The organism is Lactobacillus sp. UCMA15818, from assembly GCF_030400225.1.
Lineage (GTDB): Bacteria > Bacillota > Bacilli > Lactobacillales > Lactobacillaceae > Liquorilactobacillus.
This window is the reverse complement of record NZ_VJYB01000001.1, coordinates 60,274-84,375: the sequence shown is the minus strand read 5'-3', so window position 1 is coordinate 84,375 and position 24,102 is coordinate 60,274. Positions and strand designations below refer to the sequence as shown.

Here is a 24,102-nt window from a genome sequence, read left to right as displayed (position 1 = left end):
GCGGATCCCTGAGAACGTGTTTAGAGGATAATATCTATGTTTATTTATTTTGAAGCTATTGGTATTTATTCTCGAAAAAAATCTTAGGGAAAATTAATTTTCCCATAAACTACAAACGTTTTATTATCGTTACAGATACTTAATTATACAAGTAATAATCAAAAACTACTAAAAAATCATAATTTTGAATATTCTTATTTTTATCAAAATAATAAATGGTATTTAAAAGAATGTATCAGTGGAAATGCGATGAATACATATACATTTACAATTTATGCCCTTGCTTATAGTTTCACCGTTCTTGCTAGTAAAGGGACAGTACCTCATTTTTAACAATAGCAATCGGAGAAAAAAATAATGAGATAGCAAATAAAATACTGAATAATTTTGTTCAGTTATCAATAACGCTATCAATATTCCAATCATTTTTTTATGATTCAGTTCAATATATTTCAAAGACTATAAAAAGTTAACTTTCTTGATAATCTTACGTCAAATTTTATTACAGGTTCCCCTAGCACTACTTTTGCCATTGAACTATGGAATTTTTGGTTTGTGGAGTTCATATTATTCATCTGATATTTTAGCTTGTATTGTAATTGGTATTTTACTGATAAATCAGCATCATAAATTATCATTGGAATAGTTTGACTACGGATATTATAGTCTGTTTGCAGCAATGCTCTTGCTACGAATTGACCTCTGATTTATTTGAAACTATTAAATAACCTGGTACCGTACAAATTATTCAAATTGCTTATACCATGAGAAAATTTTGTTCAAATCAAAAGGCTTATCCGCTTGATTATCGGAAAAAGCCTTAGGAGTTTAAAATTTATTCGAATTTCTGATTTTTGGAGATAAGCTTGTTTATGTTACAAAGTCCCTCTTGTTATAAGCTTCACTCCAACTTTTTTATATTTTTCTTGCATGGGTTCATCCTGAATACTATTAATCAAAATTTCAACAGTTTTTTCTGAAATAGACTGAATGTCTTGGCTGATAGTTGTAAGTTCTGGTGAGCAATACTTTGCAATTGGTGCATCATCAAATCCTACGATTTTAACATCATCAGGAACATTTAAATTAATACTTTTAGCAGCTAATAAAATATCTGCAGCCAAAGCATCACTCGTAGCAAAGATTCCAAACGGCTCCTGCCTTCTTTCGATTAAATATCTTAAATATTTTCTAATTTTGAATCTTATTTTATCAATATCAAGAGTCTGTTTAAAAGCGATCACGGAAAGGTCATCTTTTTTGAGAAAATTATCAGTCAATGTATCCTCAAATCCCTTGATTCTTTCTTTTATAGGAGATGAGTCAGACTCATACATAAAAAGACTAGGGAAAGTTCCTTTATCAATCAATGCTTGAGTGGCAATCTTAGCACCACTATAATGATCCGATCCAACGTAACAATAATTTTGAATATTCGCTGGTTCTCTGTCAATACAAACAATGTGCCTAAATTCAGAAATTTGATTACTTTCAAAAGTCTGGCTACCAGAAATCACAATCAATCCATCTACCTGTTGTGCTTTTAATTTTTTTAAATATTGCCCCTCCCTTTTTTTATCTACAGAAGTGTCACAAATTACCGTAATAAATCCACCTGTTTTCTCAAAATATTTAAGAATACACCTTCAAGAGGCTCAGCTTGATAGCTACATTTTAATTCTTTTTCTAAGAGGGAAACATTATTTATCCAATGACGATACTGTGCCACCGTCAGTGGTATCAAGTCTAGTCGCTCTGTCTCAATTATCAATTTTTCTCCTTTAGTTTTGAATGCTCATTATCTATAGGTTCGGGATGATCATATTTATCCTCTACTCCGAGTTTACAAATTATTGCATTACATTGCAAATAATGTTTGCGTTTCCTGATAAATATGACGTGCAACATCAGGATGATTCATTGTATACAGATGTATACCATCTACATTCTGTGTTACCAAATCAACAATCTGGTTAATTGCATAAGCAAGCCCGGCAGCTTTAAGTGCAGCTGGATTAGTTTTGTATCTATCAAGCATTGTCACGAATTTCTTTGGTAAATAACTAGCGCTACTTTGAATTACATGAAGCGCTTGCGAACGATTAACAATTGGCATAATACCAGCAAGTATCGGAACATTAATATTAGCTAATGCACAGTCTTCTTGAAATTGGTAAAAAGTTTCATTGGAAAAGAACATCTGTGTTATTAGACAATCACAACCAGCAGCTACTTTTGTTTGCAGCCTCCTAATATCGGTCACTTTATCAGGAGATTCTGGATGACCTTCAGGGTAACAGGCTCCAAAAATCTTGAAATTACTATCTTTTTGTTTAATGTACTCAATTAAGTCACTTGCATATTTGAAGTCATTCTTAGGTTCTTTGCCTGGTACCAAATCACCACGCAAAGCCAAAATATTGTTGATTCCAAGCCTTTTTAATTCTGCAAGAATATAATCAATTTGATTTTTGTCAAAATAACGTGCAGTTAAATGGACGACTCCTGGTAATTGGAGCTCATTTTCAACATATGAAGCAATCTTCAAAGTTGAATCATTAAAATTTAATTTTTTATTGTTGCAAGTAACACTGATGAATTCTGGCTGCAAATCACCAAGAGATTGTACAGTTTGATAGATTTTTTCGTTTGGAACACTGGCTGACGGTGGGAATACCTCGAAAGACAGATGTGGCTTAGTCAATACTTTGTCCATATCCTAACTCCCTTCGAACCTGCCGTGTTGCCTCAGTTAAATTCACCAAGCTAGCTTTTGTTTCACTTTCACCACGAGTCTTTAACCCGCAATCAGGATTTACCCAAATATTCTGTTGGGGAACCTTTGCCAAAATTTGATGCAATTCATTAATAATTTCAGTTTTTGCGGGTACTCTAGGCGAATGAATATCATACACTCCTGGACCAACAAGTGTTTTAAAATGTTGATCTTGTAGTTGCTGCAAAATCTCTAGATTAGAACGAGATGCTTCAAACGAAATGACATCTGCATCCATTTGATCAATCGCATGAATGATATCACCAAATTCACTGTAGCACATATGTGTATGAATTTGAGTTGTTGCCTGAACTTTGCTATGAACCAAACGAAAGGCAGGAATAGCCCAATTGAGATACTCGCTATTCCAGTCACTCTTACGTAAGGGAAGTTTCTCACGTAATGCGGCTTCATCAATCTGAATTATGGTAATTCCATGCTTTTCCAGATCTAAAACTTCAGCTTGAATTGCCAAAGCAATCTGCAGCGTTGATTCTTCTAAGGAAATATCTTCGCGTGGAAATGACCAATTCAAAATCGTTACTGGACCAGTCAACATCCCCTTGACAGGTTTATCAGTAAGGCTCTGCGCATAGGCAGACCACTTAACTGTAATCGGCTCTTTACGGCTAACATCTCCCCAAATAATCGGCGGCTTGACAGCTCTTGTTCCATAGGATTGGACCCAACCATTTTTTGTAAAAAGATAACCGGATAGATGCTGCCCAAAATATTCAACCATATCATTGCGTTCAAACTCACCATGAACAAGAACATCAAAGCCAACATCTTCTTGCCATTTAATCCATTCCTGAATATGTTGCTTGATAAATTCATCATACTCGTCTTGGGTAATTTCACCTTTACGCAGTGCAACACGCGCATGTTTAACTGGTTTAGTCTGTGGAAAAGAACCAATTGTCGTTGTTGGTAAGAGTGGTAAATTCAGAGCGTTTTCTTGTTGTTTCTTCCGCTCCTCAAAATCAGGTTTACGGACAAAATCTGTTTCAGTTAATTTCTCAATCTGGTGGTGGAGTTCTAAGTTTTCTTCAACTCTAGGAGTTGCAAATAATTGCTGATTTTTTTGTAACAGATCCAACTGTTTATTTTGCTGTAATAAATTAAGTTCATTTAATTCAGTTAACTTTTCGTTTGCAAAAGCAAAATGTTTCTTAATATCTGGCTTGAACTGTTCAGTTGCAACTGTATAAGGAACATGTAACAGTGAACAAGAAGTTGACAAAACAAGTTTTTCAACTGGTAGCTCTTGCAATAAATTTAAAGTCTGCTGATAATTATTACGCCAAATATTCTTTCCATTGACGACTCCTGCAAACAAAACTTTATCTGCTGGAAAGCCTGACTCAACAAGTTTTTTGCTTTCTTTACCTTCAATGAAATCAAGACCAATTCCATCAAAGTCAAGGTTTAGCACTTGATGATAAATATCACGAATATCACCAAAATAAGTCTGAAGTAATATTTTGGCTACACCCTTCTTAGAAAGCAGCTGCTGATAGAAGTCGCAAACCCATTGAATTTGACCATCTGTTAAATCATAAACAAGAGATGGTTCATCAATCTGGATCCATTCGGCACCGTTTGCAGCTAGATCGCTGAACAAATCGCCGTAAGCAGTTAATAGATCTTGAGTAAAATCTTCGGCTGCTACAGTATCATCAAGTTCAGAAAGCTGCAAAAGTGTGAATGGCCCAATAATAGTAGGCCGAGTTGTTATTCCAAGCTCCTTTGCTTCAAGAAATTCATCTCTGATTTTCCCACCATGATAGCGAAAGGCAGTATTGTTGGTTAACTGTGGGACAAGATAATGATAATTGGTATTAAACCATTTTTTCATTGGCCATGCTTTGAAATCACCTGCAGACCCCTGATATCCACGAGCTAACGCAAAGTATTTGTCAAAGTCTGACAATGGCGCATTTGCGATTGCTGCTGGAAGTGCATTAAACAAAAAAGCAGTATCTAATAGATTATCATAAAAGGAAAAATCATTACTGGGAATTTGATCAATCCCTGCATTCTGCAATTCTAGCCAATGACGCTTGCGCAAATCCTTACCAATTTGTGTTAATTCTGTTGCAGTTATTTGTTTACGAAAATATTTCTCAGTTGCAAATTTCAGTTCACGTTGAGCTCCGATTCGAGGGAAACCAATAATTGTTGTTGTCATCTAAGAAGACTCCTTCATGTATTTATTGTTTCCTACTCTAACATGAAAAAAATTTTTTTAATAATTGTTTTTTTTAATCATTATATATAGGCATTACCTATAACGAAGATAGAAAAAATGATAATCCATATAATGAAACTTTTAATTAATCCTTAAACTTTACGTATTTTAAATTATAAGCTAAGATACTGAACAAGATTATTTAATCAAATGAGACATAAGCAACCCTTTTCTAGACTCTAACTGCACTTTATTTGTGTCAATAATTATCAAATTAGTACTTTCTTATAGAATATACTTTTTAATTCCGTACATTACTCCATCTTCATCATTTGATAGTGTAACGAATTTCGCACACTTTTTTACGTCGATTGATGCATTCTCCATTGCAATTGGGGTTCCAACCGCCTTGAACATTTCAATATCATTTTGACCATCGCCAAAGGCCGCTAACTCCTCTTTTTTTAAATTCTTACTGGATTGAATATATGCGATTGCATTATTTTTAGTTGCATTAGAACTAGTTATCTCCAAGTAACTTTGTCCAGAAAATTTGGCACATATATTCAAAGATAATTCACTAATTACTTTCGCAATCTTTTTCAATTTTTCATTATCAAAACAAATAATCATTATCTTATAAATTGAATTGTTTCTTAAATTTTCCTTACTGATACTTTTTAGTAATTCAGGTTGAAATCCAGTCAGGTTAGATTCATAACGGGTTCCTCTATCAATTTGTGAGGTATACCATGCATTTCTTGTATACCAGCTAATTGATATCTCTGGATAATTAATAGTAATTAGATTTAGCATTTTATAAGCATCAGCATACTCAAGAGGTAATGAAAAAATTTTCTCCTTTTCACTTTGTTTCTTTTCAAAAATTAGACCTCCGTTAAATGATACCTGGGCATTTCTTAAAGCTAAGTTTTTAATAGCGAAATCCATTTCCATTGGTGCTCTAGCAGAAACCAACGTAACCGGAATTCTTGTTTCCCTTAAGAAATTAATAGTTGAGTAACTGATTCTTCCTTGAGAATTTAACAAAGTATTATCCATGTCAAGAAAAATATGCTTAATCATTATTATTCCTCCTTAGTTTTGATATATTTTACTTCAATAGTTTTTTTAAACCATTTTTTATATGCTTCGGACAATTTATTATCTGTAATAAGTACATCAATTTGAGAACAGTCAGCCAACTTGTAAGGTGATGATTGTTCTGAGTTAAACTTATACTGTTCAGCAATGACAATAACTTTTTTGGATCGCATAATGGCTTTTTTTAAAATAACCGCATCATCTTTATCAACTACATAAACACCCTCTTCACATACTCTTGATGTGCCGACAAAGATAGTATCGAATGTGAAAGAATCTAATTGTGTCAAAGTTTCTAGTGAGTGAGTATAACGATTGCCCTTATCTAATTGGCCACCAAGTAACTCAACTCGAGGAAGTGTGTTTTGAGATAAATTCAGTGCATTATCTATAGAATTTGTAATTACTGTTATGTTCTTCTTATTTAGAAGTTGGCACAATAACACAAGAGTTGTTGATGCTCCAATAAAATATAGTCTTTTAGGTATTACCATCTGCTCAGCAATAGCTGCCATACTTGACTTGATTGAGGATTGAACATGTGAGCGTGTACGATATCCAGGCACACCATTCAGATTATTATTCATTATTCCCCCATGAAAACGAACAGCTTGACCAGTTGAGGCCAATCTCAAAACATCTCTGCGCACAGTATCAAATGAAATTTTAAAATATTCCGCTAAATCTTTTGTGGTCAATTCATCTTTTTCATTTAGCATCTGTTTTATTATTAAAAGCCTGCTTGCTTGATTCATATTATTTTCACCTCAAAAGAATTTTATCATTTTTATTAAGTAAAAAGTCCTTTTCAAACAACAAAAAAATGACTTTTAAGTGTCTATAAGTATTTGATGATTGAAACAAAGATTTGTCATGTAACATTGTTTATCCTGCGTGGTTAATTTAAACTTAGCTAAGCAGCAGCACAGTCCCTTTTCTAGCTATAAACAAGAACTTGTTGAACTGAAAGAAACAAAAAAGCCGCTCAAATCTTAGCAGCTTTTAATCTCAGCACAGTTATCTCTCTCATTTAGTGGAACAAGCATAAGGAGAATATTGTTAAATTTAATTTTATTTGGTGATTTTCTGATAGTCGTCATTGATTTTTGAACCATCATATCACCTTATCTTTCTCGTAAGTGACTTATATTGGTACTTTATTGCCGACTTAAGTCACATTACTTCTCGTGGTTTTTAGGATTATTTTTCTTTCCCCAATCAGCCATCATTTTTAAAATAGGAATTAAACTTTTACCCTTTTCATTAAGCCTGTACTCAACCTTAGGTGGAACCTGATCATATGATTTTCGTTCAATTAATTTGTCGGAATGCAATTCTTTAAGGATTTGACTTAACATTTTATGTGTAATAGAAGGCAGTTCTTTCTTTAATTCTCCATAACGAAGGACACCTTTACTAAATAATTTATATAGAATTAACCACTTCCAACGTCCACCAGCAACAGATAGTGTATAAGAGATAGAACAATTTCCCTCATCTTTGGACCATTTTTTCATAATACTCTCCTTTTCGATAGTATACTACTTTAAAGTGCATACTTACTTTTCTTGTTGCCAGTGTATATCATAATTGTAGTAAGAACAAGAAAGGTTGATTTTTGTATGTGGAGAATATATATTCTAGCACTAATTAGTTTCCTTATAGGTTCCTCGCAATTTGTTACATCAGGGTTTTTAGATCAAATAGCTGTTTCAATGAGGATATCAGTTGCCTCTGCTGGCCAATTTACGACAGTTTACGCCTTAGTATATGCGATTGTTACACCAATAATTGTATCTTTAACAGCTAAAATTGATAGAAAGAAAATAATCATGTGTTCATTTGCAATTTTCATACTTGGAAATATTCTTTCCTATTTTGCTTCAAGTGTTGTCTTATTTACAATTTCTAGAATAATCGTTGCGTTGGGAGCAGGAATATCTGTTGTCATAATTCTAAGCATTGCTAGTCAAATTGCACCATTCGGCAAAAAAGCAAGTTCAATAGCAATAGTTACGATTGGTTTTACAATTGCTCTAATTATTGGAATTCCCATAGGTCGGTTGTTGTCAACTTCATTTGGATGGCAGAGCGTTTTTTTAGATATCTCACTATTAAGTATAATTGCAATTTTTATAATATATTTTTTTATACCCAAGGTTGAAAATGATCAAAACACATCCATAAAAGAACAGCTCAAGTTGTTTAAAAATCCCAAAGTAATAATCGGATTATTGATCACCCTTTTTTGGCTTAGTGGGTATGCCTTAGTATATGTGTATATATCTCCCTTTTTAACACAGGGATTAAAGCTTCACAGTAATTTGGTGGTATCAGCTCTTTTTGCATTTGGCATTGCCTGTTTAGTTGGATCAAAAATAGGCGGATACTGTGCCGACAAATATGGAGTAATAAATACCTTACTGGTGAGTATGATTTGTGATATTGTTGCGCTCTCATTCCTGACCATCTTTACAAATTCCACATTATGCATTTTTATTTTCCTCTTTTTTTGGTCGGCTGCTGTGTGGAGTGTACAACCTGCGCAATTGTCCAACTTAGCATCACTAGTTCCGTCACAATCAAGTATGATACTTGGATTAAATCAATCTGTTAGCCAAATATCTATGGCTGTGGGATCCGTTTTAGGTGGTACTATAATTTCATTTTTTCCAATGCTTTCTCTGGCATGGATAGGAAATATCGGGGTGTTAATTTCTATTATTTTAGTTATTTTTTTAAAAAAGAAAAATTTATGATTTATTATATGAAAGCATTTTCTGCATTGTTTATCTACTTTTTGGCAAAACTGAAAATCTGTAGTGCTCCCTCGAAATTGAGGTACGCTCCTTTGTCCTAGGGATTTTGTTCTGCTTGCAATTGTACATAATGTTCATATCTCTTTATTTTGGCATCAATTGCTACCATTGACTTTTTGAGTCTTTCCTCTTGCTTTATAATACTTTCTTTGTGTTCTAAAAGCATCTGTCGACGAGCAGGAATTGTTTCAGTCTTGAATCTCATCTGTGAGAATTGTTTGATTTTACTGATGGGCATCCCAGTTTGCCTAATATTCAACAAAAAAGTCAACCATTCAATATCTTGTTCAGTATAGACGCGATATCCCCTTGAATCACGCTTAACTTCTGGAATTACCTTTTCTTTTTCATAGTAACGCAATGTGTATTTACTGAGTCCAGTTAATTGACTAGTTTCGTTGATTGAATAATTCATAAAAATCTCCTTGCATTATAGCGCACTCTAAGCGGTATGATAAATTCACAATATTTTTTGGCCCTAGGATAACTCAATTTATATTGTAGCGTGCCAACAATAAGAAGGGAAGATACAGATTGAATACTATGAAACACTTTAACTATTTACGCGTATTTATATATATAGGCGGACTGAATATCTTAGCATTGGGAACAGTTCTTTTTACTTGTGGTAAATTAGGTGTTAGTGCCTTAGTATCCGTGCCACAAGTTCTATCGCTGTTTTTACCGTTTACTTTAGGTCAAGCCACTACACTAACTTTTATTATTTTTGTCTTAACTGAGCTTTGTCTGCAATGGAGAATTGAATGGCAGATAGTTTCTCAATTATTTGTGGCATTCGTATTTGGTTGGATTGTTGATTTCTATGGCCTAAGAATCGGAATTGAAAAAATTATTTTGCAAGCTTTGTGGGAACAAATTCTAGTTACCCTGCTAGCGATTATCTTCACTTCACTGGGAGTTTTTATGATGATTAAAGCCAACTTCATTTTGAACCCACCAGATGGCATCGTTAATGTATTCTGTAAGAAATTGAAATATTCATTTGGAAAAACTAAATTTGGGTTTGATTTAACGATGATTATCATTTCAGTTGGATTGAGTTTAATCTTTATTAATCACATTACTGCAATTGGAATCGGGACAATTCTAGCTGTACTGCTGGTTGGTCCATTGGTAAATCTATGGGAACATCTTTTAATAAACAAAAGGAAGTCGCTGAGCGAAGATATTGACTAAAAGCTGCTAACTAAATAGGTTTGCATTTTCTCAGATGTACACATCCTGCGATAATTTGGCTAACTAGACCGACTACACAAACACCTAACCAACCGAAATATTGAAAACTAAATGCACCTAACCATGAACCTAGAGCGCCACCTAAAAAATAAGATACCATGTAAACGGATGTTACCCGATTGCGAACTTGATCACCCAGCTGATGGATCCGAGCTTGATTACTGACGTTGTTAGATTGTACACCCAAGTCTAATAAAATAACGCCAAGAATAAGTCCCCATAGTTGAAATCCCCAAAGACTAAATACGATATAAGCCGCTATAGTGATAAGGATATTGAGCCCAATTGTAAACCTTGTTCCTTTCCTATCCGAAAGTTTGCCTGCAGTTTTAGAAAAAAGAGCACCCACTATACCGACCAAACCAAATAATCCAGTCGCATCACTTCCCAAGTGATAGTGCTGACCCTGAAGTAAAAATGTGAGTGCGGTCCAAAATGAACTAAATGCTAAGAAACTCATGGCTCCAACAATAGCAGATGTTCTTAAAACCGAAAAGCGTTTGATTAAAGATACCATTGACGTTAATGATGCACTGTATTTTACGCTTGAATCTCCATAATTTTTTGGAAGTGAAAAGCGAAGCCCAATCCAAAGAAGAAACATTAAACAAGCTGCAATAAAATACATGTTTTTCCATACCGTGTATTTACCAACAAAGCCACTGACTACACGCGAAAGTAGGATTCCAATCAATAATCCTCCAATCAAGCTACCAATTATCTTACCTCTTTCGTTTGGCTTACTCAGTTGTACGGCAAGAGGTATTAGAAGTTGCGGTACTACAGAACAAAAACCAATTCCAAAAGATGCGATAAGTGCAATTAATATAGTCGGTGAAAAAAATAGTAATAATAGAAAGAAGGTAGCACCTAGCAGCATCGTAAGAATTAATTTTCGCTTTTCTATAATATCTGCTAACGGTAAAATCATTAGCAATCCTAAAGCATAGCCAACCTGTGTTAGAGTAGCTAGTAAACTTGAATAACCCTTTGATACATGATAGTATTGCGCAATCTGAGCCAATAAAGGTTGAATATAATATATATTTGCCACTATTAATGCACCTGAAATTGTCATAATTAAAAATAAATGCTTATTTAAAACTGTCGAATTACTGTTGTTTTTTTTGTTCTTTATTTCCATTACTTTTTAACCTCATCTCTGAATTATACTTTACATAAGTACTATTCATAGTATATTCCGAGTTACATGTCTCTACTAGATAGGCATTTATAGTAGTATAAATACTACCTGCTTATGTTTTGTATTACCCCTGTTATTTTTATAGGGTCGGTAACTAAGAAAACTTATGCTTTTAAGCATAAAAGGAAAGATTATCTTCATAAGATTACAACTGAGCTAGTTAGAAAATATGACACTCTAGTGATTGAAGACTTAAAAACTAATAATATGATTAAGAATCACAAACTAGCTAGAGCAATCGCTAATCAATCTTGGAGAATGCTTAGACTAATGTTGGAATATAAGTGCAAATGGTATGGCAAAGTCCTTAGTGTGGTTAATCCATACAAGACTAGTCAAATTTGCTTTAATTGTGGGTATGATGGTGGTAAACATGAACTAGATATTCGTGCTTGGACTTGTCCGCAATGCCATACACAGCTAAATAGAGATGTAAATGCAAGTAAAAATATATTAAAACTTGGTTTGGGCTAAACCTTAGTAAAATAGAGTAAACCGCTGTCGAATACTGAAATGTATGAGATAAGTTATGCTTGTTCCTAGAAGCTCGGTACTTTAGTGCCGACGTAAGTCACATCTAGATATCAAGAACTTAGTGACTTTCTAAAAACACGCAGAGCTAAAATTTCTCCTGCACAAGTTGGTCTCCCCGTGGGTTCTCACCGGAGGACACCTGGTTTAAGGCGTGAAGAAGTTGCATCTCTCGCAGGGATTGGCATTACATGGTACACATGGTTAGAACAAGGACGGGAAATACAAGTTTCAGCACAGGTTTTAGAAAGTTTGCGCCGTGTGCTAATGTTGAATGCAGAAGAAACCCGTCATTTGTACACTCTTGCCCATCAAGTTGCTCCCATGGACATTCCCGCACAACAACAGACTGTCAGTCCTATGCTGCAAAGAATGTTGGATAGCTTAGCACACTCTCCTGCACTAATTCTTGATACTCGCTGGAATCTTGTCGCTTGGAATAATGCTGCAAGAATCGTTTTGATCGACTTTGATACGATTAAGGCTGAAGACAGAAATTGTGTGTGGTTAATGTTTACAAACTCCGAGTACAAAAAAAGATTTACTGAATGGGATAAGCAGGCTCAAGGACTAGTTGCCCGCTTTCGAGCAGAATGCAGTAAATATATCGAAGATCCTTGGGTAATTGAATTTGTAGAGAAGTTAAAAAGAAAAAGTCCTGATTTTACCAAATGGTGGTCAATGCATAATGTTGAACATGAGGAAGGAAACTACAAAACTTTTAATCATCCTAAAGCGGGAAAACTAATATTTGAACATACCAGTTTTTTTGTGGCAGACAACATGAATCTTAAACTATTCATTAACGCCCCTGCACCTAACACGGATACGGAAGATAAAATAAAGAATTTGCTAAGTTCACTATAGAATTATCATGAAAAAATAAAAAAGTCACTCCTTTTATAACACAGGCCACCAGTTGTTTCCAATCCTTGTGGATACCCGTTATTTTGGAGTGATTTTTTATATCTAGATAAGCATAAAAACAAGTTGCTACGATTATATCTTTTAATTATCGTAATTATTAGCCTTAGCGATGTGTCAATTCTAAAAGACTTTACAATTCTACATGTTACTATTTTCTCAATATTCAAAAGATGAAAAAATAAACAAATTAGTGTGCCTTTTTTAAAAATAACTTGTATATAGAAGTGAAAAATAGAAAAGCTGTTAAAATGCATACACCATTTATAAACATATTACTATCTAATGTTTGAGTAAATATAGCCTTTAAAAATAAGTAAATTTCTAAAATAAGCATTACACCCGTTAAAAACAAGACTGTTGACCAAATTATTTTTTTCATGTTATCTCCTTAATCTCATTCTTTGTAAGCATTAATTTGAATAAAAATACTATAGTTACAATTTCTATAGACGTCTATCATACCTTCACCCTACTCAACCAAATTTTATTGATATAATGCTATTTTTCTAGTAGCGTTTCTATAGTCAGTTGGTTTTTTTTGTACAATTTTTTTAAATTGCCTTATAAAGTATGTATCATAAGAAAAACCTGTGGAACATGCTATCTCGTTCAAACTAAGACCGGTATGTGTTAATAACTCCTTAGACATTTTTATCCTATATAAGAGCAGATATTTCATTGCCGTACAACCATATTTTTCTCGGAATTTTCGATTTAATGACTCTCGATTCAAAAAGGAATGTGCCATCAAATCATCCAATGTTATTTTATTTGCATAATTCAGATGAATATAATTTACTGCCCTATTAAATGGTGTATTCTTGCTTGATTTTTCTAATTCATCTACCATTGACAGCAATTCTATTAAATATTTTTTTATACGACAAACCCAAAATTCATCACTTTGAACTGCAATCTCACTTCCAGCAACAAAAAATTTTTCAATAATTTTCGGATAAATTCGATTATTAAGTTGATAGGAACCAGTTCTTTCTAAATAATTGTTTCTTTCAAAAAGTTTCATTCCAACTTTAATACTTGGGCTTTTTGATGATAGATATTTATTTTCAGAAGTTCTAAGCGTACATAAAAAGGCCGCATCGAATTTTATAGTTGGAGCAACCACGTGTTGTTGTTTGGTTATAATCAGTTGATCCTGATCTGTAAAACATAAAAGACATGGTGTTTTAATGTTTACAGAAATCCCATTCAATATTCCACTGAAAAAACCTGAAGTAAGTAATGTAAGAGTATAACTATTTTTATACGGAATTTCTTCCAACTGACTATCAGCGATAAAATCAATATTAACAATTCTGTCTTTAAAATGATCTTGTTGTGGCATTTCTAATTTCTCCTACAAATAGTATAGTTATTATCTTCATATAACACATTATATCACATAATTTTATAAGCTATACTTTTGGTGTAGTCAGTTACTGTATTTAAAAATAATATGGAGGTAATTAATATGACAGTTACAGTCGCAATAAATGGTTTTGGAAGAATTGGCAGGTTAGCTTTTCGAAGAATACAGGAAGTTAAAGGCATCGAAGTTCTAGCAATAAACGATTTAACTGATGTAAAAATGTTAGCGAATCTATTGAAATTTGATACGACCCAAGGAAAATTTAATGGTACTGTTTATGCAAAAGATCGTAAAATATTTGTTAATGAGCACCCTGTTGAGGTCTTTTCAAATCCAGATCCTTCAAAATTACCATGGAAGAAGTTAGGAGTTGACATTGTCCTTGAATGCACAGGTTTCTTTACTTCTAAGGAAAAAGCAAAAGCGCATTTGGAAGCTGGTGCAAAAAAAGTTTTAATTTCGGCATTTGCAGGAAATGATGTGCCAACCATTGTTTTTAACACTAATCATAAAACACTAACTGGGAATGAAAAGATTATTTCTGGTGCATCTTGTACGACGAATTCTCTAGCACCTATGGCTCAGGTTTTGAATAAGAATTTCGATATTATAGAAGGTTTAATGACTACTATTCATGCCTATACTGGAGATCAAATGACTCTTGACGGCCCTCATCGCAAGGGTGACTATCGTCGCGCAAGAGCAGCAGCTGAAAACATTGTTCCAACTTCAACTGGAGCTGCAAAAGCAATTGGACAAGTAATCCCAGAATTAAGTGGGAAACTTGATGGTGTTTCTCAAAGAGTTCCAGTTAAAGCAGGTTCACTCACAGAGTTATATACAGTTCTTGAAAAAAATACATCCCTAGCAGAGCTTAATCATGTGATGAAATTAGCTGCTAATGAATCTTTCGGGTACAATACAGATCCAATAGTATCCACAGATATTATTGGGATGACTTATGGTTCTTTATTTGATGAGACACAAACAAAAATAATGGAAGTTAATGGTAAACAGTTAGTAAAAACTGTTGCTTGGTACGATAATGAGATGTCATACACTTCTCAATTAGTTAGAACTTTAAAATATTTTACACAATTATAAAATTAAGATATTGTAACTACTAATAGTAATGCAAAAAGACTAGAACATATGAGCGATGTTCTAGTCTTCTTAATTAATGTATTAATTTGAAAAATTATTTAAACGTTACAGACCCCTGTAGAAACTACCGCGAATTGTTTTATAAGGGTAAAGCCATTCCAAAAAAAGATCCACCCATTTGTAAATTTGAGCGCTTGTCTGATTCTGCTTAATTCCAGTACGATAATCTCCTAATGCTAAGCCATGTTTTCCTTTTGAAAAAACATGTAGTTCAACTGGAATTTTTTGTTTTTCTAACGCTTCTGCAAACCAAAGAGAATTATAAACAGGAACTAGTGGATCTTCTTGTGTATGCCAGATAAAAGTCGGTGGCATATCTTTTGAAACATATTTTCTTGGGTTCATACGGTCTAGTTCAGCTTGCTCCGGATGAATTTCCCCAGTAGCGGCATATGCTGCGATAATAACACCTTTTGGACTTTTTTGTGGTTGTGAGGTGTGAAATTTTCGATCTGATTTCAAGGATACATCTAGCGCAGGATAGCCAAGCATTAATGAATTTGGTTTAAAGAAGTCATTTTTTTTCTGAACCTTTTCAGCTAGCCATTTGGTATTCCAAAAGACTCCTAGCCATGCTGCCACTGTACCTCCAGCGGAAAAACCCATTACAGTAATTTGATCTTTTGCAACTGCAAATTGGTCACTATTTTCCCGCAGATATACAAGTACTTGAGCAACCTCTACTACTGGATTGGGAAACTTTGAAACAGGACTTTGCGGTAACTTTTCAACTCTATCAGTTTGATATGCTTTAATTCCTTCAGTTGCATAATGTACAATAACACAATGAAATCCTTCTGCAAGAAAACGTTGAGCAATTGGTTCACCTTCGCGTGATGATGTCCACATGAACACTCCCCCTGGACAGATTACTATAGTAGGAAATTTACGCGCAGGATCAATTTCAAAATCTTGCTCCTGAAGATAGAATTCAGCATAGCCTCCATTTTTCCCAATATTAAGCTTAAAATGTTTCATAATAACCTCCTCATACTACAATCCAATATAAATTAATAGTCTTTCACTCCAACAGACAAATCATTAGTCTTTGCTTCATTTTTAGGTGTTAATTTGACTATTGGCCTATCATCTATAATTTCTTTTTTGTTTGATAAATAATCAAAGTTGTAACTGCCACTATTAGTCACAATAATCATAGAAGTTGGATCGTAACCAGCCTTGTTAATCGCATCTAGATCAAATTCTTCAAGCAGATCACCTTTTTTAATTTTCTGCCCCTTTTCTACCTTAACAGTAAAATTCTTGCCATTTAATTCAACTGTATCTATTCCCAAATGAATTAAAAGTTCCACTCCAGTATCAGAACGAAGTCCAAGTGAATGTTTTGCATCTGCTACCATTATCACGGTGCCATTAAACGGTGCATGTACCTTACCTTTATCAGGTACAATTGCAAAACCGTTACCCATCATTTTTTTAGAAAACACATCATCATTCACAGTTTCAAGTTCTATTAATTCACCGGTAATAGGTGAAACTAGAGATTCATTTGACAGAAAAGTTTCCTTTTCATTAATAATTACTGTTTCATCACTTTTGTCGTCTTTTACTGATGGTACAAATAAATAAGTTAACACAAGTGCCAGAAGAAAGGCTACAATTGCCGATAAAATTGCACCGATAAATGGTAGTCCCAAACCGCCTTTACTAATAAAACCTGGTAAACCAAAGATTCCTGCTCCAGCAGCTGTCAAAGCCTGAGTTCCGGAAAATCCTGCAATAGCACCACCAAATGCAGAGGCAATTGACGCCATCACAAAGGATTTTTTGTGTGGAACTGTAATTCCATAAATAATTGGTTCAGTTACTCCCAAAAATCCAGAGAGCACGCCCGAAAAGGAAAGTTCTTTAAATGTTTTTTTCTTGGCTTTAATTCCCATTGCTAGTGCAGCACCAACTTGACCAAATACAGTACAAAAAGTAATCCCTAAAATAGGATCATGGCCTTGGGTTGCAATATTATTCAAAGCAATTGGAATAAATGCCCAGTGTAATCCCACCATTACAGCAAGTTGCCAAATACCAGCAAGGACTGCACCACCAGCAATTGGAGCAACGTTATACAACCAGAGAATAATATCGGCTAAAAACTGACTGACATAGGTCATAATTGGTCCAACTATTAGGAATGTCAAAGGTACAACAATGGCTAAACATAGTAACGGTACAAAGACCATTTGGAGCGCTTTGGGTAACCATTTTTTGAGTATTTTTTCGATATATGCTAATAAATATATTGCACATACAATTGGTAACATTGTTGAACTATAATTCATCAATCTTACGGGTATTTCGAGGAAGGTAATTGTTTGCTGTGCACTATACGCAGAAATTAACGTTGGATATACTAAAGCGCCTCCAACAATAATACTTAAGTATTCACTTGTTTTGAATACCTTACTTGCCGTCACCGCCAATATGATTGGTAAGAAATAAAACATAGAGTCCGCTGCAGCATATAATATCATATAGGTACCAGATTTTTCAGAGAGCCAACCCACGACTGTAAATAAATTGAGTAGTCCTTTGAAGACACCCGCACCAGCCAAAGGACCAAGGACTGGTAAAAATAACGAAGAAATTAAATTAATTGCTTTGTTCCAAATATTATCTTCTTGATTTTCTGAATTATTTTGATTTTCACTATTTTTTAAAGCAGGAATAATTAAATCATAAATGTCGTCAACCTTATCCCCAATAACTACTTGATATTGTCCACCGCCCTTAACAACTGAAATTACCCCAGGAAGATTTTTAATCATTTCGGTTTTAGCAACACTTTCATCTTTCAATTTAAATCTTAACCGTGTTACACAATGAATTAAACTATTTATGTTTTCTTTGCCACCGACCTTATCCAAAATCTGGTTAGCAAGTTCTTGATCTTTCATGGTTATTCCTCCTTATCCAATACTATTACCGAGTCTGCCTCTGCATGACTCATCCGCAATATAGTTTTATCTGAATATTCAAGTGGATGAACGGTTTTTTCATCAAGATAAAATACTTGTGCATGACTGTTCTCCTTTTTCAAACCAAGTTTCGCGACATCAATGACCGTATTTGTTGGCAAATAAATTATATAGCGCTTCTTTTTGATATCTACTCCTACACGGATACTCATTTCGCCCTTTAAAGAAATATCCACTGGGTCAATGCCATTTGTAAATAAAGATGAAATAATTGTTTTCAAATAAGTAATATCATTTGCGCCATCAAAATGAAGTGCATCACGCCAGTCAAATGGAATGTCGAAACCTTCACCTTCTACAATTCCAAATTTATATCCCGAACGATGCCAACTCCAAATACCATGTGCTCCATATGTTATTCCAGCTCCTGCACCAGACAATACCGAACTCCATGAAGCTTGACGAACATCACGTGCACTATAGCGTCCATAAATATTGCGACTGTAACTGATTTGTTCATAACATGGTTCAGTATTAATAATTGGTCGAGTAAAACCTTTCTTTCTTAATTCAAGCGGAATTGTATAGGCAGTTTTTTGACCTGTAAGATTATGCCCCGATTGATAGCTAAAAAAGTCAATTCCGCTTAAAAATTGCTCTGGTATCTCTGCTAAGCGACCTTTTATATGAAATGAATATAATGCATCTGGATCATGTCGTTTAGCAACTTGAAGTACTTTTTCATAGTAACTGATAGTTTTTGCTGTTGAGAAATCAGTGTCACCGCTTACAAAATAAACCGGATTAAATCTTTTGAATTTTTCAGTTACAAAACTAACATAATTTTCGAGCTCTCCATACACAAAATGATTATTAATTGCTATATCATTTGCCCATGTTCCTGGAACATAATTAGACCAAAGTAAGACTAATGCCGGGACCATGTTGTGTTCGCGTACCATTTGCAGCATTTTTTCAGCACGGTCAAAATATTCTGGATTAAGCCTGCTGTAATCGAAAGAATATCGATTCTTATTATGAGTGATTGGGAATGGTAGTAATTCAAATGGTGCTGCACTCGCATCCCATTGACTCAAAATATTAATTTGTATTACATTAAATCCTTGATTCGCGCGGTAATCAAGATAATACTGCCATTCATCTAATGTAATATTTGTAAACGCACTCCAACATGTATCAGCCAAGTAAAAAAAAGGTTTGTCATTCTCATAGAATTGATCCTGTTTAATTGAGAGCACGTTGCCACCTCCTTATTTAATTAATTTATCATTTAAAAACTAAACTAGTAAAGCAACAGATAATCATATATGATATTTTAGTTTCATTTACCATCCATAGATTAGCATGTCATTTTAGTATAGTCAACCTTAATTTTCTAAATTAAGACTAAAATAAAAAAACAGGATTTTGTAATGCAAAACCTGCTCAAATAAATTACTGTTAATTTTAATTATACTGATTCCCGCTTCATCAATGTTGTTGCAACTAAAGTCTTTTGCGGATTCCATTTATCAGTGCCCAACTGTCCTTGAAGTTGTGTCAAAGCTTGACGAGCAATTTGATCAATTGGTACATGGATTGTCGACAATTCAGGTGAGATAAGTGTTCCTTCGAAAATATCATCGAAACCCATTACAGCAAGATCTTCTGGCACACGGATTCCTTCTTTTTGAGCTGCTTTGATTAATCTAATTGCAATATAGTCATCCTCACAAAAAATAGCATCTGGTAAAGGACTTCCAAGTTTCCTCAAATCTAATCCTTTTGGGTCAAGATTGGTTGGAGAAATAAAGTAGAAATGATCATTTGCTACTTTGATACCCGCGTTACCTAAAACTTCACGAAACCCTCTACGACGTTCATTAAAATTTGACATCAAGTTTTCAGAAGCAAAGTACCCAATGTTTTGATATCCTTTTTCTATTATATAATTTCCGGCAAGTTGCGCACCCTGATAGTTATCCATTGTTACAAAATCCGCAACAATATCTTCAAAATAAGTATCCAAGAAAACCGCCTTTGGCACATGCTGTTTAATTAGCAATAGTTGTTTTTTAGTCAGATCTGTTCCCAATACTAAAACACCACTTGAGAAAACCGTATCGTTCAGCCTATTGGCCAAATTATCAGCTGAAATTGTCACTGTTTTCAGTGTTCCATTCAAACGACTTGTATCTAAAGACAATGCTGAAATCAGACTGTTAAAAAACGGAAGGCTGCGATAATCATCTTGAACTACACCGCTACTGGTTACTACAAGGAAAGTAACCTCTCCAATTCCTTGAGAGATATCCTTATGGCTTTTACGTAAGGGAGTGTATCCTTGTTCCGAAATAATTCTTAAAATTTTTTGTCGTGTTTCTTCACTGATACCGTCCTTACCATTAATCGCAAGCGATACAGCTGACTTAGACACATTCGCAATTTTAGCAATATCACTCATTTTAAGTGTCATGGTTCTCCTCCTTTTTAGTTCAACTAGAATAATACTAAATTAAGAGAGATTTTGCAAATTAGTTGCTTTTTTTCTTATAAACTAATAAACTAGTTTTTGTAAATAAAGAATTTTAGTTTAGAAAGGTGATTTAATATGTCAAAAAAAATAACTCTTGGCTTCGCCCCAACTCGTCGCAATATTTTCTCTGCAGATGCAGCAATCAAGTTTGCGAACTTAACTCGTAATAAGCTCAACGAATTAGAGATTAACTATGTCGATATTAATGATATTAACGCTGATGGGTTACTCTATGATGATGATGGAATGCACAAAATAGCCAAAAAATTTAAAAACGCTGAAATTGATGGGCTATTTTTAGCGAATGAAAATTTTGGTACAGAATATGAATGCGCTCGCTTAGCAAAAGAATTTGATATTCCAGTACTATTATGGGGTCCCAAAGATGAAGCACCTACTGCAGATGGTTCACGGTTGCGTGATACACAATGCGGTTTATTTGCAATTGGTAAAGTTCTACGTCGTTTTCAAGTTCCTTTTACTTATTTAGTTAATGTCGATCTTGAAGATCCTGAATTTAAACAAGGAATTTGTGATTTCATAAAGGTCTGCAACATTGTTAAAACTTTTAAAAATACGAGAATTTTACAAATTGGACCACGTCCGTTTGACTTTTGGTCAACAATGATAAATGAAGGTGAATTACTTGAAAAATTCAATATTTCTCTATCACCGATTCCATTAACAGAGCTTGTCCAAGAAATCAAACACTTGCAGGCTACGAATGATCCTACAATTACCAATGTCATTGAAAAATTGCAATCCCTAGCTAAAATCGAGATTACTACAGAAAATCTGAGAATGGTTGCTACTTTAAAAGTCGCACTAACCAATAAAATGCATAAATACGGCTGTAATGCAGGAGCAATCCAGTGTTGGACAGCATTACAAGATGAAATAGGTATCTTACCCTATGCTTCTGAATCACTTTTGCAAGATGAGGGAACTCCTGTTACTTGTGAGACTGATATTCATGGAGTAATTTCTGAATTATTGATTGAAGCTGCTACATTAGGTGATGAGAAAGCTATTTTTGCTGATGTTAATTGCAGACATCCGGAAGAAAAAAATGGAGAGTTGCTCCAACATTTAGGTGTTTTCCCATTTTCAACGGCAAAAAATCAACCCGTTCTTCCCAAATCGCATTTTGTATTTGATTACCCTGGTTCTGTAGCATTCGAGGCTAAAGATGGAAACTATACTTTATGTCGTTTTGATGGTGACAATGGACAATATTCTCTGCTTCTTGGAAATGCTCAAACCTGTGCAGGTCCCTATGAACAAGGAACTTATCTATGGTTAAAATTTGCTAATTTAAATCGTTTTGAAACTAAACTAGTTTACGGGCCGTATATCCATCATATTGCAGCAGTAAGAGCAGATGTAGTCCCAGTCTTATATGAAGCATGTAAATATTTAGATATCACACCAGATTTTTACGATCCGATTGAAGAAGACATTCAAGCTTACTTGCGTGGCGATATTAACAGTATTGTAAAAGAACTTTAAGGAGGTCATTATCTTGGATACAAAAACATTAGAACTTAAAGCCGCTCAAATGCGTTTAGCTACTTGGAAAATGATTTTTAAAGCAGGAACGGGACATACTGGCTCGGACTTATCATGTACGGATATTTTAGTGGCTCTTTATTATTCGGTACTTAAGCAAACACCGGCAACTTTCGCCGATCCTACACGTGATCGTTACATTCAATCAAAAGGTCACGCAGTTGAAATTCTTTATAATGTACTTGCTGATCGTGGATATTTTTCAAAAAAAGAACTTGCAACATATTCACAATTTAATTCACCATATATTGGACATCCAACTAATCATATCAATGGTATTGAACAAAATACTGGTTCTCTCGGCCATGGCCTAGGTTTATCTGCGGGTATTGCTTTAGCTGCTAAACTCGATCAAAGTGATTACCATGTTTATACGTTAATGGGAGATGGAGAACAAGCTGAAGGTTCTGTTTGGGAAGCAGCTATGTTTGCCAGCAACTATCATCTTGATAATCTTACTGCAATTATTGATCATAACGGATTACAGATTTCAGGTCCAACAACCAAGGTAATGAATTCAGAATCACTTGCTGCAAAATACGAAGCATTTGGGTTTGATGTTATCGAAATTAATGGCAATGATATAAGTGAGCTGGTAAAGACACTTAAAATCCCCAATGTTGCCGGCAAACCACGTTTGATACTAGCAGATACAATTAAAGGCTATGGGATAAGTTTTGCTGAAAATAAACCCGAATGGCATCATAAGGTTCCCACTGATGAACAATATCAACAAGGTGTTCAAGAATTACAAACCATAATAGGAGGTTTGAAAAATGAGTGAACAGATGAAAATTGGTGACGCAATAGTTGCCCAATTAACAAAGGAAGCAGAAAAAGATCAAAATATTCTGGCAGTAACTAGCGACTCACGTGGTTCTGCTTCACTATCTCCTTATATTGAAGAACATCAGAAACAATTAGTAGAGGTAGGGATTGCAGAACAAAATTCAGTTACCATTTCTGGGGGATTGGCTCATTCTGGTAAACGTCCTTTTGTTTTTGCTCCAGCAGCATTTTTAACAATGCGTAGTATTGAACAGGTTAAAATTGATGTTGCTTATTCTAATAATAATGTTAAATTAATTGGTATTTCTGGGGGGAACTCTTACAGTGATTTAGGAGCAAGCCATCACTCGTTGCAGGATCTTGCAATTACTCGTGCAATTCCAAATTTAGAAGTGTATACTCCTGCTGATCAATATCAAGCAAGTGGTTTAATTCAATATCTTGCAGTTTCAAACCGCCCTGCCTATGTCAGAATTGGTAAAATTGCCCTCCCTAACATTTATCAAGATTCTGCAAGTGCATTTGTTAAACCAGGTCAAGCGAATATTGTTATTAATTTTGGTACAGATGCAGCATTAATCAGTTCTGGAGAAACTTTGCATATCGCAGTCGAAACTGCCATATTATTAAAAAGCCAAGGAATAAATATCAAAGTGGTCGACTTAGTTAGTATCAAACCTCTTGATACTAATTTACTAAATCTTTTAGCTGATCAAACAGAGTTAATTGTTACTCTTGAAGAACACAGCAAATATGGCGGCCTAGGATCAGCAGTTGCTGAAGCCTTAGCAGTACGTGGTGATACAAAAATTCAAATTGTCGCTTTTCCTGATGAGCCTATAATTGCTGGTCCTCAGCCAGAAGTTTTCAAATACTATGGTATGGATGCTGCTACTTTGAATCAGAAAATTGCTGGATGGCTAAAATAGGTGG

21 protein-coding genes and 1 pseudogene are annotated in these 24,102 nt (G+C 34.4%); 8 read left to right on the top strand and 14 right to left on the bottom strand.

Annotated elements, in window-relative coordinates:
* Positions 1–875: 875 nt before the first annotated feature.
* The 7 genes from FFX44_RS00390 to FFX44_RS00360 form a co-directional block, all read right to left on the bottom strand.
* On the bottom strand, positions 876–1,598 hold the full coding sequence (locus FFX44_RS00390; protein WP_289977696.1) for a substrate-binding domain-containing protein: 723 nt from the start codon (positions 1,596–1,598) through the stop codon (positions 876–878).
* Complete coding sequence (locus FFX44_RS00385; protein ID WP_289976789.1) at positions 1,598–1,771, bottom strand: hypothetical protein; 174 nt, start codon at positions 1,769–1,771, stop codon at positions 1,598–1,600. The genes FFX44_RS00390 and FFX44_RS00385 overlap by 1 nt, the downstream gene beginning before the upstream one ends.
* Before the next feature lie 87 nt (positions 1,772–1,858).
* Entirely contained in the window at positions 1,859–2,716 is an 858-nt protein-coding gene (gene metF, locus FFX44_RS00380; RefSeq protein WP_289976787.1) for a methylenetetrahydrofolate reductase [NAD(P)H], read from the bottom strand.
* Positions 2,697–4,967 carry a 5-methyltetrahydropteroyltriglutamate--homocysteine S-methyltransferase gene (gene metE, locus FFX44_RS00375; protein ID WP_289976785.1) on the bottom strand — a complete coding sequence of 757 codons (2,271 nt, stop codon included), beginning with the start codon at positions 4,965–4,967 and terminating at the stop codon, positions 2,697–2,699. The genes metF and metE overlap by 20 nt, the downstream gene beginning before the upstream one ends.
* Before the next feature lie 285 nt (positions 4,968–5,252).
* Entirely contained in the window at positions 5,253–6,053 is an 801-nt protein-coding gene (locus FFX44_RS00370; RefSeq protein WP_289976783.1) for a Cof-type HAD-IIB family hydrolase, read from the bottom strand.
* A 2-nt stretch (positions 6,054–6,055) separates the two neighbouring features.
* Positions 6,056–6,826, bottom strand: a complete 771-nt coding sequence (locus tag FFX44_RS00365; protein ID WP_289976782.1) for a DeoR/GlpR family DNA-binding transcription regulator — start codon at positions 6,824–6,826, stop codon at positions 6,056–6,058.
* A 423-nt stretch (positions 6,827–7,249) separates the two neighbouring features.
* A complete protein-coding gene (locus FFX44_RS00360) occupies positions 7,250–7,588 on the bottom strand; it encodes a helix-turn-helix domain-containing protein (RefSeq protein ID WP_289976779.1) in 339 nt (112 codons plus the stop codon).
* Positions 7,589–7,693: 105 nt separating this feature from the next.
* Here FFX44_RS00360 and FFX44_RS00355 point away from each other — a divergent pair, with 105 nt between their 5' ends.
* Positions 7,694–8,830, top strand: coding sequence for an MFS transporter (locus FFX44_RS00355; RefSeq protein ID WP_289976776.1), 1,137 nt, complete (start codon positions 7,694–7,696; stop codon positions 8,828–8,830).
* A 97-nt stretch (positions 8,831–8,927) separates the two neighbouring features.
* On the opposite strand, the gene FFX44_RS00350 is transcribed toward FFX44_RS00355, so the two are convergent.
* Entirely contained in the window at positions 8,928–9,305 is a 378-nt protein-coding gene (locus FFX44_RS00350) for a MerR family transcriptional regulator (protein WP_289976775.1), read from the bottom strand.
* A gap of 128 nt (positions 9,306–9,433) precedes the next feature.
* Here FFX44_RS00350 and FFX44_RS00345 point away from each other — a divergent pair, with 128 nt between their 5' ends.
* The gene (locus FFX44_RS00345; RefSeq protein WP_289977693.1) at positions 9,434–10,087 is read left to right on the top strand and encodes a DUF6198 family protein; all 654 of its coding nucleotides are present in this window, start codon (positions 9,434–9,436) and stop codon (positions 10,085–10,087) included.
* A 10-nt stretch (positions 10,088–10,097) separates the two neighbouring features.
* Here the strand turns inward: FFX44_RS00345 and FFX44_RS00340 are convergent, their stop codons facing one another.
* Complete coding sequence (locus FFX44_RS00340) at positions 10,098–11,291, bottom strand: MFS transporter (protein WP_289976773.1); 1,194 nt, start codon at positions 11,289–11,291, stop codon at positions 10,098–10,100.
* 177 nt (positions 11,292–11,468) lie between these two features.
* Between FFX44_RS00340 and FFX44_RS00335 the strand changes: the two are divergent.
* Both FFX44_RS00335 and FFX44_RS00325 read left to right on the top strand, forming a co-directional pair.
* Positions 11,469–11,825 (top strand): annotated as a pseudogene (locus tag FFX44_RS00335) (RNA-guided endonuclease TnpB family protein); the annotation flags it as partial.
* A gap of 177 nt (positions 11,826–12,002) precedes the next feature.
* A complete protein-coding gene (locus FFX44_RS00325) occupies positions 12,003–12,749 on the top strand; it encodes a helix-turn-helix transcriptional regulator (protein WP_354669242.1) in 747 nt (248 codons plus the stop codon).
* A gap of 544 nt (positions 12,750–13,293) precedes the next feature.
* Here FFX44_RS00325 and FFX44_RS00320 read toward each other — a convergent pair.
* Positions 13,294–14,154, bottom strand: coding sequence for an AraC family transcriptional regulator (locus FFX44_RS00320; RefSeq protein ID WP_289976772.1), 861 nt, complete (start codon positions 14,152–14,154; stop codon positions 13,294–13,296).
* Positions 14,155–14,280: 126 nt separating this feature from the next.
* Here FFX44_RS00320 and gap point away from each other — a divergent pair, with 126 nt between their 5' ends.
* Positions 14,281–15,282 carry a type I glyceraldehyde-3-phosphate dehydrogenase gene (gap, locus tag FFX44_RS00315; protein ID WP_289976771.1) on the top strand — a complete coding sequence of 334 codons (1,002 nt, stop codon included), beginning with the start codon at positions 14,281–14,283 and terminating at the stop codon, positions 15,280–15,282.
* Between the two features lie 105 nt (positions 15,283–15,387).
* Here gap and FFX44_RS00310 read toward each other — a convergent pair whose 3' ends face one another.
* The 4 genes from FFX44_RS00310 to FFX44_RS00295 all read right to left on the bottom strand — a co-directional run bounded on the left by FFX44_RS00310 (position 15,388) and on the right by FFX44_RS00295 (position 20,751).
* Positions 15,388–16,320: an alpha/beta hydrolase gene (locus FFX44_RS00310; RefSeq protein WP_289976769.1), complete on the bottom strand. Its 933-nt coding sequence runs from the start codon at positions 16,318–16,320 to the stop codon at positions 15,388–15,390.
* Between the two features lie 32 nt (positions 16,321–16,352).
* Positions 16,353–18,254 (bottom strand): beta-glucoside-specific PTS transporter subunit IIABC, encoded by a 1,902-nt coding sequence (locus FFX44_RS00305; protein WP_289976767.1) that lies wholly within the window; start codon positions 18,252–18,254, stop codon positions 16,353–16,355.
* Positions 18,255–18,256: 2 nt separating this feature from the next.
* Positions 18,257–19,534: a DUF4038 domain-containing protein gene (locus tag FFX44_RS00300; RefSeq protein WP_289976764.1), complete on the bottom strand. Its 1,278-nt coding sequence runs from the start codon at positions 19,532–19,534 to the stop codon at positions 18,257–18,259.
* Positions 19,535–19,746: 212 nt separating this feature from the next.
* Entirely contained in the window at positions 19,747–20,751 is a 1,005-nt protein-coding gene (locus FFX44_RS00295; RefSeq protein ID WP_289976760.1) for a LacI family DNA-binding transcriptional regulator, read from the bottom strand.
* Positions 20,752–20,886: 135 nt separating this feature from the next.
* On the opposite strand from FFX44_RS00295, the gene FFX44_RS00290 reads away from it, so the two are divergent.
* From FFX44_RS00290 to FFX44_RS00280, 3 genes are read left to right on the top strand one after another with little or no spacing between them, the layout of a single operon-like run.
* Positions 20,887–22,320 carry an L-fucose/L-arabinose isomerase family protein gene (locus FFX44_RS00290; protein ID WP_289976757.1) on the top strand — a complete coding sequence of 478 codons (1,434 nt, stop codon included), beginning with the start codon at positions 20,887–20,889 and terminating at the stop codon, positions 22,318–22,320.
* Positions 22,321–22,333: 13 nt separating this feature from the next.
* Complete coding sequence (locus FFX44_RS00285) at positions 22,334–23,164, top strand: transketolase (RefSeq protein WP_289976756.1); 831 nt, start codon at positions 22,334–22,336, stop codon at positions 23,162–23,164.
* Positions 23,157–24,098: a transketolase C-terminal domain-containing protein gene (locus tag FFX44_RS00280; protein WP_289976755.1), complete on the top strand. Its 942-nt coding sequence runs from the start codon at positions 23,157–23,159 to the stop codon at positions 24,096–24,098. The genes FFX44_RS00285 and FFX44_RS00280 overlap by 8 nt, the downstream gene beginning before the upstream one ends.
* Positions 24,099–24,102: the final 4 nt, after the last annotated feature.